The sequence below is a fragment of the Gabonibacter chumensis genome (genome assembly GCF_024741215.1).
Classification (GTDB): Bacteria; Bacteroidota; Bacteroidia; order Bacteroidales; family Marinifilaceae; genus Gabonibacter; species Gabonibacter massiliensis.
On the sequence record NZ_JANSKB010000006.1, the window covers coordinates 58,593 to 71,246 of the forward strand.

7 protein-coding genes are annotated in these 12,654 nt (G+C 44.2%); 6 read left to right on the forward strand and 1 reads right to left on the reverse strand.

Annotation, left to right across the window (positions count from 1 at the left end; translation table 11 throughout):
- Positions 1–67: 67 nt before the first annotated feature.
- Positions 68–760, reverse strand: coding sequence for an iron-sulfur cluster assembly scaffold protein (locus NVS78_RS12790; protein WP_286359523.1), 693 nt, complete (start codon positions 758–760; stop codon positions 68–70).
- A gap of 394 nt (positions 761–1,154) precedes the next feature.
- Between NVS78_RS12790 and NVS78_RS12795 the strand changes: the two genes are divergently transcribed.
- The 6 genes from NVS78_RS12795 (at position 1,155) to NVS78_RS12820 (ending at position 12,511) form a co-directional block, all read left to right on the forward strand.
- Positions 1,155–1,703: an RNA polymerase sigma-70 factor gene (locus NVS78_RS12795; RefSeq protein ID WP_286359524.1), complete on the forward strand. Its 549-nt coding sequence runs from the start codon at positions 1,155–1,157 to the stop codon at positions 1,701–1,703.
- 75 nt (positions 1,704–1,778) lie between these two features.
- The gene (locus NVS78_RS12800) at positions 1,779–2,966 is read left to right on the forward strand and encodes a FecR domain-containing protein (RefSeq protein ID WP_286359525.1); all 1,188 of its coding nucleotides are present in this window, start codon (positions 1,779–1,781) and stop codon (positions 2,964–2,966) included.
- A gap of 80 nt (positions 2,967–3,046) precedes the next feature.
- Entirely contained in the window at positions 3,047–6,292 is a 3,246-nt protein-coding gene (locus NVS78_RS12805) for a SusC/RagA family TonB-linked outer membrane protein (protein WP_286359526.1), read from the forward strand.
- A 12-nt stretch (positions 6,293–6,304) separates the two neighbouring features.
- Complete coding sequence (locus NVS78_RS12810) at positions 6,305–7,810, forward strand: RagB/SusD family nutrient uptake outer membrane protein (protein WP_286359527.1); 1,506 nt, start codon at positions 6,305–6,307, stop codon at positions 7,808–7,810.
- A 137-nt stretch (positions 7,811–7,947) separates the two neighbouring features.
- Positions 7,948–11,346: a SusC/RagA family TonB-linked outer membrane protein gene (locus tag NVS78_RS12815; protein ID WP_286359528.1), complete on the forward strand. Its 3,399-nt coding sequence runs from the start codon at positions 7,948–7,950 to the stop codon at positions 11,344–11,346.
- A 37-nt stretch (positions 11,347–11,383) separates the two neighbouring features.
- A complete protein-coding gene (locus NVS78_RS12820; RefSeq protein ID WP_286359529.1) occupies positions 11,384–12,511 on the forward strand; it encodes a metallophosphoesterase in 1,128 nt (375 codons plus the stop codon).
- The last annotated feature ends 143 nt before the right edge of the window (positions 12,512–12,654 follow it).

Here is a 12,654-nt window from a genome sequence, read left to right on the forward strand (position 1 = left end):
TCGGTGATTCAGCGTTTTTTTAATCACTTAATCTCCTAATCACTATAATCGGTTAATCATTGATTTGTTATTCGTGTCTCGGATCGATGTATTTAGCGGCTTCGGCGAAACGACCGTACGATCCTTTTGCTTTATCGAGCGCCTCTTGAGGCTCGATGCCTTTTTTCAACATATCGGTGAATTTTCCGAGGTGGATGAATTCGTAACCGATGACCTCACCTTCTTCGTCTAACCCCATTCGGGTAACATAGCCTTCTGCCATTTCTAAATAACGGGTTCCTTTGGCTCGCGTACCGAACATGGTTCCTACCTGGCTGCGAAGTCCTTTCCCTAAATCTTCCAAGCTGGCGCCGATGGGAAGACCTCCTTCGGAGAAAGCGCTTTGACTGCGTCCATAGACGATTTGCAGGAAAAGTTCCCGCATGGCCGTATTGATTGCATCACAAACTAAATCCGTGTTTAAGGCTTCCAACAAAGTTTTTCCCGGAAGAATCTCCGAAGCCATGGCAGCAGAATGAGTCATGCCGGAGCAACCGATAGTCTCTACCAATGCTTCTTCGATAATTCCTTCCTTTATGTTCAGAGTCAGCTTACAAGCTCCTTGCTGCGGGGCACACCAACCGATTCCGTGTGTTAAACCGGAAATGTCTTTGATCTCTTTTGAACGTACCCATTTTCCTTCTTCCGGAATGGGAGCCGGACCATGATCCGGTCCTTTTTTTACAACACACATGTGTTGCACCTCTTGTGAATAAATCATCTTTCGTTTGATTAAGATATAATTATTATATTCCTGTTGTTAAGATTTGCGGGCAAAAATAGTACAATTGTTTATATTAAAAAACATTTGATACAACATATAATTATGCATACGTTTGCGATATAACTTTCTGAAAATATGATAGATATAGGGGAAGAACAGGAGCCCGTCATGTTTCAAAAAACGAACGTTTTTTGAGAGAGAAACATACGTAGGTCATGACCTGTTGTTCAATAATGTAATATTTTGATTGCTAATCATGTAAATATCGTGTGTTAATATTGTATAATGAAAAATTTTGTTTAGTTTTGTATCTTTATAAACGTTCGTTTTAAGAGCCTGATGTTGTGTCGGTTGTCAGGGTATTGTATATGATGAATTAAGAAAATGTTTCATGTATCCGTCTGTATATAAGATAAAAATAGAAGATAAGGCCGTATTTAAAAGCCTATTCAACGATTTTTTCGTGACCTTGTGTCTTTTTGCGGAAAGATACGTGGAAGAGCCTGAAATGGCCGCTGATATTGTGCAAGAAAGTTTTGTCAAATTATGGCAGAATCGGGAAAACTTTAATTATTTACATCAGGTAAAATCTTTTTTATACGTGTCTGTCCGTAATTTGGCCCTTAATGAATTAAAACATAAACGCGTAGAGAAGGCGTATCGGGATTGGACGGAAGAGGGATTCCGGCCTTGGGGAGAAGAAGTTATAGAGGAGGAGAGTTATCGGTTGCTGATGCAAGCGATTCGAAAATTGCCGGCGCAATGTCGACGGGTGATAATGTTAGCCATGGAAGGAAAGGCGAATAAAGAGATCGCCGAAGAGTTAGGCGTATCGGACGGTACGGTACACTCTTTGAAAAAGACGGCTTATAAACGTTTACGGGGAGAATTAAAACATTATTTCTACCTTTTTATTTTATTGATGCACAGTATGCAATAAGGAAATTGCAAAAAAATAAAAATTTTTACTACCCCATTTTTCACTTTCAGTTGTTATAGGTAAAAACTGAAAAAGATGTTACGTCGGGAATTTGATATCGCTTCTTTCATAGCTCAATTATTAGCCGGAACGATGAGCGAGGAGGAACATGCTTTGTTGGAAGCATGGATGGAGGAGGATATTGCTCATCGGCAATTAGTTGAAAGATTATCTTCTCCCGGGAGTTTAGCTCGTAGAAACGAACGGGCCGAACGATATCGAAAATGGGAACGGTGGGGTGATGTAGAGAAGCGGATAGGCGATCGGCGGTTTGTATGGGTGAGGAGGGGGATGGTCTATGCGGCTTTGTTTGTCATTGCATTGGTAACCTCCTATTGGGTTTTCTTTTGGCCAGAACAGCAAGATGAAAAGGTCGAACAAACAGGACTTATTCATCCGGGAGAAGCTAAAGCCGTATTGGTTTTGGCCGACGGGACGAGTGTTGCTTTGGAAACCTGTTCTTCTTTTGTCCTTCGGGAGTCTGACGGGACTGTTATTTGTAAAGATTCGTCCGTGTTGAGCTATCGCGGAGAGAGGGAAGGGAAAACGCCCGAGGGGGAGGTGCTGCATAACACGATAAAAACCCCTCTTGGGGGAGAGTATTTTTTGGTATTGAGTGACGGTAGCCGCGTGCATCTCAATGCCATGAGTTCCTTACGTTTTCCGGTTCGGTTTACGCGGGAGCGACGGGAAGTAGAATTGACCGGTGAGGCCTATTTCGAGGTAGAAAAGGATGATATCCCTTTTGTTGTAATGGCCGGAGAGACGTCGACGGAAGTATTGGGAACGGAATTCAATGTTTCCGCTTACCCGGAGGATGAAGAGATAAAAACGACGCTGGTACGCGGGAGCGTCCGTTTTACGGCAGCATCTCGGAAAGAATCCTATCTGTTAAAACCTTCGGAGCAGGTCCGTTTTAATAAGTTGTCGGGAGAGGCGAGAGTGAAAGAGGTAGATGTGGCTGATTTTATAGCTTGGAGAGAGGGATTATTCCGTTTTAAAGATTGGCGATTGGAAGAGATCATGGAACAGTTGGCCAGGTGGTACGATATGAAGGTTGAATTCCAAGACGAAACCTTAAAAGATATTCGGTTCGGGTGTTGTTTTAATCGTTATCGAGAGATTACCCCGATATTGGAGTTGCTCGAGAAAACCTGTAAAGTGAGGGTGAGTGTGGAAGGAAATATCGTCGTATTGGAAGCAGCAAATGCTAAAACTAAATAAAAAGCTACGGGATGCGGGAACATCGCGTAGCCCCAGCTCTTGTAAAACAAGAACTTATGTTAAACTTAACACACAAAGTTATGGAAAAAAAAGGAGTTTCTTTCACGTGGAAAGAATTAAAAAAGGTTTTTTTTCTGATGAGATTAGCCTTTTGCATGGTTATTTTAGGTCTGACAGAACTGTCTGCAGGAAACCTTTCTTCTGCCGATCCGGTAAATGAGGGAGCACCGGAACTCTGGGTGGTAAAGGGAACGGTCATCGATAGTGTGACCAAAGAGCCGATGCCGGGAGTTTCTGTCCGTCTAAAGGGAACACAAGTCGGTACGGCTACGGCTGTCGATGGTAAATTTGAACTTAAGATCCCGAAATCCGAGGAGATGGTTATCGTGATCTCTTTTATCGGGATGAAAACGAAAGAGATCAAGATCACTAAACCGGAGACGACGTTGAAGATTTTGTTGCAAGAGGACGTGGCAAGAATAAAGGATGTGATCGTGACCGGTTATTCGACTGTCCGGAAGGAGGCTTACACGGGTTCGGCTACCGTGATGACCGCGAGAAAGATTGAAGAACGGCCGGTAGCCTCTTTTCAGGATGTATTGCGGGGAAATTCGCCGGGGACGCTGGTTACCTCTACCGGACAACCGGGAGTGTCCGGAACGGTCCGTTTAAGGGGAATCAGTTCAATGAATGCTTCTAATGCCCCGCTTTATGTCGTGGACGGAATTGTTTGGGATGCTGCCAATATGTCGGGGAGTGCCGAATTTCCTACCAATCCGTTGAATACTCTAAATCCTTCGGACATTGCCAGTATGACGGTATTGAAAGATGCGGCATCGGCCTCTCTGTACGGTTCGCGCGGAGCCAACGGGGTGATTGTAATTACCACGAAACAAGGACAGATGGGAAAGAGACCGCAATATACGGTCGATATGCAATTCGGTTTTTCCAAGATATTTGAAGCTTCGAAACCGGATTTGGTGAACGGAAAAGAGTTTACGGAACTTTGGTTGGAGGGAGAGATGCACCGGATGGTATATGCTGCTTGTGCCAAAACAGACGATTTTTTTGCAATTATCAAGGATTTATACAAAGACAAAGAGGGGTATAAGTTTGACGGGAAAAATTACAACGAATGGTACGCGGATGCCAAGACCGAATTTTGTGATGCCTTTAAAATCAAAAAGGGTGCGAATGGTGACGAGTATTATACCGATCTGTTTGGAGCGGATGCCGATAAAGTGCCCGATGTGAATTGGTATGACGAGGTGACCCGTACGGCTCCTTTCCAGAAGATCAATGTCTCGGCCCGGGGAGGATCACGTGTCGGAAAATTTTATGCATCGTTGGAATATTTCAATCAACAGGGTGTTTTGAAATCGAGTGAATTAAAACGTTACTCACTCCGTATGAATTTGACTTCCGACGATCCGGATAATTTCTTTAACTGGGGGCTGAATACTCAATTGACCTATTCCGCCCAATCGGGACCTCGCCGGGATGCATCGGGATATGCCATGTTGCATTACACGGCTTTGTCACTTGCTCCGGTTGTGCCTGTTTATTTGGAGGACGGATCTTTTAATTTCAATTTTCCCAAGAATGTCAACTCGAATATGAATCCTTTGGCTATTGCGAAATACAACAGCTATGATCGTCCGCAGACAAAAGTGTTGACTTCCGGTTTTTTACAATTCAATCTTACGAAGTGGTTAAAGCTGAAAAGTACTTTCGGTCTTGATTATATACATGCCCGTCGTCGGCAGTATTATGATAAGGATTTCGGAGACGGGGCAAAAAGTAATGGTTATCTGTACGAACGGGATGCCCGTCGCCGAAAGATTTCCAATACTAATTTGGCTTACCTTGAAAAGACCTTTAACGACGTACACGAGGTGTTAGTCTATGGGGGAGTCGAGTGGGAGGATATGAAATATGAATATATCAGGGCAGAAGCAACTAATTTCCTTTCGGATGATTTTCCATACCTGAGTGCGGCTGCCGTTCCGGGTGCGGTTGCCGGAGACGGAGACCGTTATTCCATGCTTTCCTGGTTATTGAAAGGAGATTACAGTTATGATAATAAATATTTCTTTTCTGCTTCTTTCCGAAGTGACCGTTCTTCCCGTTTCCACAAGGATTACCGGGTGGGTAATTTTTGGTCCGTATCGGGGGCCTGGCGTATTAAGGAAGAGACGTTCTTGCAAGATGCAAATTGGTTGAATAACCTGAAAATCAAAGCCAGTTACGGAATAAACGGAACTTTGCCGAGCTCGTATTATAGCTGGCGTTCCCGTTACTCTTTCGGTTATAATTACAACGGACATTTAGGATTGAAACCGACGGCGATCGCTTCTAAAGATTTGTCATGGGAAGAGAACAAAATCTTTAATATCGGTTTGGAGATCGGTTTTTTCAACCGGATCGATTTGAGTATAGAGTATTATAACCGGAGGACTGAGAATTTATTGCAAGATTTGCCTATCTCTTACGTGACGGGGCATAAAGAACGATTGGTGAATTCTTCCGCCGGACTGAAGAACAGGGGATGGGAGATGGAGTTGCACGCGTCGATTATTCAGGATCGTCAGATCAATTGGGATTTTAACATTAATGTGGCCACGTTGAGAAACGAGTTTTTCGGTTTGGATAACGATGATATCGGCACTCAAATCAAACGTAACGGGGAGAGTTATTATTCCTGGTATCTGAGAGAGTGGGCCGGTATCGATCCGCAAACCGGAGAGCAACAATGGTATAAAAAGGACGATCGGGGAAATAAAGTAGTCACCAAGGATTATGACGAAGCGGAACGGGATATCCGGGGAACGGCACTGCCGAAGGTGAACGGAGGGTTTTCCAGTACCGTTTCGTATCGGGGCTTGGAGTTGAGTTTCCTGTTTACCTATGCTATGGGACATAAAGTATTGGACTATACCGGTCGTTCGGCTACTAAAAATGACGGAGCCCGGGATATCCGTGCGATAGAAAAAGATCAGTTGGACCGTTGGACCCCTGATCATCCTACCGGAAAAAATCCGTTACGGATCAATTCCAAAAAATGGAGTCGCTGGACCTCTACCCGTTATTTGTATAAAGGAGATTATTTGAAATTGAAAAATATCAAATTGCAATACGATCTGCCCAAACCTTGGATGGATAAATTGACCTTGAGAAATGCCAAAGTGTTTATACAGGCGGAGAACCTGTTTGCACTTTCCGAATTGAAAGGGTATGATCCCGAAATGACCTTAAACGGTTATCGCAATCCGGATGACTATCCTTCGGCTATGACGTTTACGGCAGGTTTACAGATTAACTTCTAAAATGATACGGTTATGAAAAAGATATATATATTAGGCATATTGGTGGTCATGTTATCCGGTTGTGATCACTTTTTAGATCGGACGCCCTACGATAATATGGATGAAGATATCGTGTTCGAGAATTTGGAGCATGTACAGGGAGCTTTGTATGGGGTTTATGATGCGATATCGGATGAAACTTATTACGGACGTCAGGTGTATGCTTATGAGGCGGCGAAAGGCCCTGATTTTTATGTAAACAGCGGAACGGGAAACCGCTTCGAACGGGAGAACGGTTATCAGGAGTCTTCTTCCTCAGGCGGTTATGCTGTTGATACTTGGGAGCAACTTTATGGAGTAGTGAAGGCTACAACCAATATTATCGGGCGTATCGATCGTGTTCCCGGCAACGAGAAAGAGAAAAAGCGGATAAAAGGAGAGGCTCATGCCTTACGCGGATTGACCTATTTCGATTTGATGCGAATGTTCGCTTATCCTCCGGTTTTCTCCTGTCCGGGAGGGGCCAAGTACGAGGATAGGTATAAAATGGGTGTGCCTTTGGTATTGACTATCGAGGAGCTGAGCAGTGTAATTGCCAAACCTATCGGTCGCACGGACGCAGCTACTTGTTACGAGAGGATCCTCGATGAATTGAATCAGGCAAAAGTTTGTTTGGAGGGAATGCCGGTAAAACAAGGAGAGATCTCCTATTATGCCGTATGTGCTTTACTTTCCCGGGTATACCTTTATTTAGGCAAATGGGAAGAGGCTATCACGGAAGGAGAGTTGGCTTTAGGGGGGAAGAGTAAGATGATGGATTATAATGAATACAAGACGAATTATTACAAACCTTTCTGTAAGGAGAATATATGGGAATTGGCTTACACGACAACGGACAATTTGAGTACGGCGGCTTTGAATTATATTGTACGCTACCCGACGATCGATAATCCCGACGATCCGAAAGACGGAAAAATTTCGGCAAAACAGGGATACGCTGCTTATAGCATCAATTCGTTTTGGATGAATATCGTAAAAAAGGATGCGAAGGACGTGCGGAGTTATATGATTTGCGATAACAGAAAAGGTAAGGGGTGTCGAAGGTATATAGGAGATCCTACCCATTATCAACATAATATTCCTATGGTTTGTTTGGCCGAGGTCTATCTGAATCTGGCCGAAGCTTACGCGGAGAGTAGCCGTCCCGACGGGTTGAAGACTGCTTTGGATTACATGAATAAGGTACATGAGGCTCGGACGGACGAAACATTTGAAGGAGGATTGTTGACCAAGCAGGAGTTAATCGATGCCGTGTTATTGGAACGTCGGAAAGAATTGGTTTTATTGGGACATACCTATTGGGACCATTTCCGCCGAGCCATTCCTTTTAAGCGGGAAAGGAAAGGATGTGTGACGGCTGCAAACGAAAATATTGATTATACTCTGCCTCAGGTAGTATATCCGATACCGGAGAACGAGATGGATGCGAATCCTACTATCCGGGGGGAGCAAAATCCTGGTTACGCACCTTATCAATAAGTATTGGGTGAATAGATTTGCTTGTTTGTAGAGAGATTGTCCGGAATCGATTTTCGGACAATCTTGTTTGCGTTAGGAGTACCGTTTGATTTGTGTTGGTGGAAACTGTCGGATTAAGTTTGAATGAAAATGTACATATGAGAAGATTTATTAAATATCTATTGCTTTGGGCGTGTCTGATCGAGGGGAAAACTCTTCAGGCACAAGAACAACGGGTTAATTTGAATCTGAAGAATGTCATGTTACGGGATTTAATCTGGGAGTTGCAACGTAAAACCGATTTGATTTTTATTTATAGCACGTCTGATGTGGAATCGGTACGACTGTCCCGGGTAAAAGAGAGAAACAAGGGGGTTCGGGCGATTCTGGATAAATACCTCGGGGGTACCGGGTTGTGTTATGATGTCCGTCACGAGGTTTTTGTACTTCGACGATGCGACAAACAGCCTGAGGAGATGAAAATGAGAACAATACGAGGGTGTGTACGAGACGTGGAGGGGGAGGTGTTGCCGGGAGCTACCATACGTTTGAAAGGAAGTTCGGTAGGGGTGGCCACAGATATAAATGGTCGGTATGCTTTGCGAATACCGGAGAGAGGTAGATCGATACTTGTTTATTCCTTTATCGGAATGGAGAGTTATGAAGTAGAGATTATGGGAGAGAGGACCGTTGACGTGGTGTTGCGTCCGGATTGTAAACGTTTGAGGGAGGTGATCATTACGGGATACGGTCAATATGCGCGAACCGGTTACACTGGATCGGCAACGGTCATCGGATTGGAAAATATCGGGGAACGATCCGTCAGCTCTTTTCAAGATGTCATTCGTGGACACTCTTCCGGTACATTGGTAGGTGGATCGGGACAACCCGGGGTGGCTTATTCTGTTTTAATCCGGGGAGTGGGGTCCATGCATGCCTCCAAAGATCCCCTGTATGTCGTGGACGGGATGGTTTGGGATTTGATTAATCTTTCCGGAGACGACGAATATCCGATCAACCCTTTGAACACGATTAACCCGCAGGATATTGCCAATATCACGGTTTTGAAAGATGCGGCTTCTGCTTCCATGTATGGTTCCCGGGGCGCAAACGGCGTTATTGTGATTACGACGAAGCGGGGGAGCGGGGACGGGAATACCCGTTATACTCTGGATACCCAGTTGGGATTCGCCTCGTTGTTCTCCGGTTCAAAGCCCGATCTTGTAAATGCCGAAGAGTTTACCGACTTGTGGGTAGAGGGTGAGATGCATCGTTTGGTATACCAGCAAATTTCTAAAAATAATTTTTTTGAAGAGATAAAGCGGTTGTACACGGATAAAGAAAACTACTTGCTCGAGGGAAAGAACTATTATGATTGGTATCATACCGCACAACAAAGATTTAATGAGGTTTTTAAGATAAAGAGGGGAGACGGAGGATATTATGAGGACTTATTTGGAGTGGATATGAGAAAAGTGCCGGATGTCAATTGGTATGAGAGGGTAACCCGTCCGGCTCCGTTTCAAAAAATCAATTTCTCAATGGATGGGGGAAATACTGCCGGGAACTACTATATCTCTTTAGAATATTTGAATCAGCAGGGAGTTATTCGGGGAAGTCAATTGAAACGGTATTCTATACGGGTGAACTTTGCTTCGGAATCTGCGGGTGAATCGTTTCATTGGGGAATAAAGACCATGCTTTCTCATTCCGATCAGAAAGGACCGCGGCAAGATGCCATGGGGTATGCCATGCCTCAGTATACGGCTCTCTCTTTGGCTCCGGTCGTTCCGGTCCGTTTGGAGGACGGATCTTTGAACCTGGAATTTCCGTACGGACAGAATAGTAATATGAATCCGTTGGCTGTTAATGAATATAACATTTATGCCCGTCCGCAAACGATCGTTTGTACTTCGGGATGGATACGTTATTGGTTGTTAAAGTCTCTTTTTTTTCGGGGTTCTGTCTCTTTGTCGGCTTTAATGGCACGTCGTCGTCAATATTACGATAAGGATTTCGGAGATGGACAAAAAGACGGAGGTGCTCTTTATGAACGAGATGCCCGTCGCCGAAAAATCGTGGGCACGGGAATGCTTTATTATCGTCCTGTTCTGGGAAAAGGACACGAGTGGAGTGTTTATACCGGATTCGAGTTGGAAGATGTGAAGGAGGAGTACATATCGGCCCGGGGTGTGCGTTTTCTTTCGGATGACTTCCCTTATTTATCGGCATCCGCTAAGGTATCGAGGGTAGGAGGTGCTGGAGAAGGTTATGCCATGTTTTCTTGGTTGTTCAATTCAAATTACACGTATAAGCAGAAATATTATTTGTCGGTTTCTTTGCGGGGGGATCGTTCTTCTTGTTTTCATCCCGACTATCGTTTCGGACTTTTTGGTTCCGTCTCGGCAGCTTGGAGGATTTCCCGGGAGCGATTCATGCAACGGCAGGATAAGATCCAAGAGTTAAAATTGAAGATTAGTTACGGGAGTAACGGTTGTTTGCCTCGGAAACTTTACGGTTGGCGTCCTCTTTATTCTTTTGGTTACGAGTATAACGGTAAACCGGGATTGCATGCTGAAACCATTGCCAATAAACATTTGACTTGGGAGAATAACCGAATCTTGAATATAGGAGTGGAAGCCGTTCTTCTTAACCGGATGCACCTGAATATAGAGTATTATTATCGGGTGACTGCAAATTTATTGCAGGATGTCCCTCTTTCTTACGTGAGTGGTTATTCCAGTCGTTTGGAGAACACGGGAGCAGGGTTGCGTAATGTCGGAATAGAGTTAAACGTGGAATCGGATCTCCTGAAAAAGGGATGTTGGGACTGGGGGATCGACTTTAACCTGGCGACCTTGAAAAATCGATTCTTCGGGTTGAAAGGAGACTATCTCGGTTTACAGATACAGCGGAACGGAGAGAGCATCTATTCGTGGTATTTAAAGAAGTGGGCCGGAGTTGACCGAGAGACGGGTGAACAGCAATGGGTGCATGTGGGAAAAAATGGAGCAAGGGAGTTAACGACGAAATACTCTAAAGGCTCTCGAGAAGTAAAGGGTAGTGCTTTACCTAAGGTTAGCGGGGGCGTGACAAATGTATTGCGGTATAGGAATTGGGAATGGAGGTGTTTGTTTACTTATGCCTGCGGGTATAAGGTGTTGGATTATACCGGCTCTTATTGTACGAAGAATGACGGTGCCCGAAATTACAGAAATATGGAACGGGATCAATTGGATCGTTGGACACCGGATAATCCCGCCGGAAAAAATCCGATTCGTATTAATAATGGTTGGGATCGCTATCATTCGACACGGTACTTGCATGACGGGGATTATTTGAAGTTGAAGAGCATGAAGATGCAATATAACTTGCCTGAAAGTTGGATTCAAAGATTTGGAATAGAACATGCTCGTTTGTTTTTTCAGGCAGAGAATCTTTTTGTATGGACCGAATTGAAAGGGTTCGATCCGGAAATCACCTTAACCGGTTTTCGAAGGCCGGAGGTTTATCCTTCAGCCACTACTTATACAATGGGGGTACACGTGGAGTTTTAGGAACGTTTTTTTAGATTTTAATAAAAAAGTTATGAAAATGAATAAGATAATATGGGGTTTGCTGTATATCATGATATGGTTCCCTATCGATCGGGTATTTGCACAAGAAATGCAAACGAAAGACACGCTTTTTTTTGTCGACGGGCCGTATATTTTGCATGAGAAAGACGGAGGGGTGAGGTTGTTGGAGGTGGATGAGACCGGAAAATTGACAAATCGTTTGTTTTTTCCGGATGATCATTTCTCTTTTCAAGTTCGTTCGGAAGATGGGGCACATCGTTTCTCCGTTCGATTACACCGATTTAGCCGGGAGGAGTATCGAATTCCCGAAGTTGCGGATCAGATTTTTGTAATTTCCGATCCTCACGGAAATATGGATTGTTTTGTTTCCATACTACAGGCCGGAAAAGTTATTGACGAGGCCTATCGGTGGGTTTTCGGCCGAAATCGCGTGGTTATTATCGGGGATGTTTTCGATAGGGGAGAAGATGTGCTACCGATTTTTTGGTTGATTTATAAATTGGAGCAGGAGGCCCGGGAGGCGGGAGGAGCTGTCACCTTTTTATTGGGAAATCACGAAGAGATGGTATTGCGGGGAGATTTGCGTTATACCCGGGAAAAATATTTGAATATGGCAAAGCGTTTAGGGCTTTCTTATCAAGAACTCTGGCATGGAAATAGCGAGTTGGGGCGTTGGCTGCAGACTAAAAATACGGTTGCTATTGTCGGAGATGATGTTTTTGTACATGCCGGTTTTAGCCGTGAATTTGCCGCTTTGAAGGAAAGTTTAGAGGAGGTGAACCGAACCGTAAGTGCTTCTTTGTTTTTATCAAAACCGGAACGTAAAGCCGTATCCGGATTGTCAGCCTTTCTATTTTCGGGAAAAGGACCTTTATGGTACCGGGGGATGGTGCTGAATAAGAAAAAATACGATCCGATGACACTGAAGGAGGTAAAATCCGTTATGCAAAAGTTGAAGGTAGAAAAGGTGTGGGTCGGACATACGATCTTTAAAGATATATCCCGGTTTTACGGGAAGCGGGTGATTGCGGTAAATGTAAATAACGTAAGGAACCGGAATGCCCGTCGGGGACGCGGGGTAATGATGAAAAAGGGGAAGTTGTATCGCGTTTATGATTCCGGCAAGTGGAAGGAGATGAGGTGATGGACCGGAAAGATCCGATGTGATTATCATCGTTTACGAATTCCTTTTTTGATAAACAAAAAGGAATCTATGTTTAATCGCGAATGTACAGTTATTTTGGCAAATGTGAAAAAGAGGACCTTTTTAGCTTACTTGGGGTTCTC

What these genes read in the sequence shown, in the direction of transcription:
- NVS78_RS12790 (WP_286359523.1), bottom strand. Translation starts at nt 760, where the DNA reads ATGATTTATTCACAAGAGGTGCAACACATGTGTGTTGTAAAAAAAGGA.
- NVS78_RS12795 (WP_286359524.1), top strand. Translation starts at nt 1,155, where the DNA reads ATGTATCCGTCTGTATATAAGATAAAAATAGAAGATAAGGCCGTATTT.
- NVS78_RS12800 (WP_286359525.1), top strand. Translation starts at nt 1,779, where the DNA reads ATGTTACGTCGGGAATTTGATATCGCTTCTTTCATAGCTCAATTATTA.
- NVS78_RS12805 (WP_286359526.1), top strand. Translation starts at nt 3,047, where the DNA reads ATGGAAAAAAAAGGAGTTTCTTTCACGTGGAAAGAATTAAAAAAGGTT.
- NVS78_RS12810 (WP_286359527.1), top strand. Translation starts at nt 6,305, where the DNA reads ATGAAAAAGATATATATATTAGGCATATTGGTGGTCATGTTATCCGGT.
- NVS78_RS12815 (WP_286359528.1), top strand. Translation starts at nt 7,948, where the DNA reads ATGAGAAGATTTATTAAATATCTATTGCTTTGGGCGTGTCTGATCGAG.
- NVS78_RS12820 (WP_286359529.1), top strand. Translation starts at nt 11,384, where the DNA reads ATGAATAAGATAATATGGGGTTTGCTGTATATCATGATATGGTTCCCT.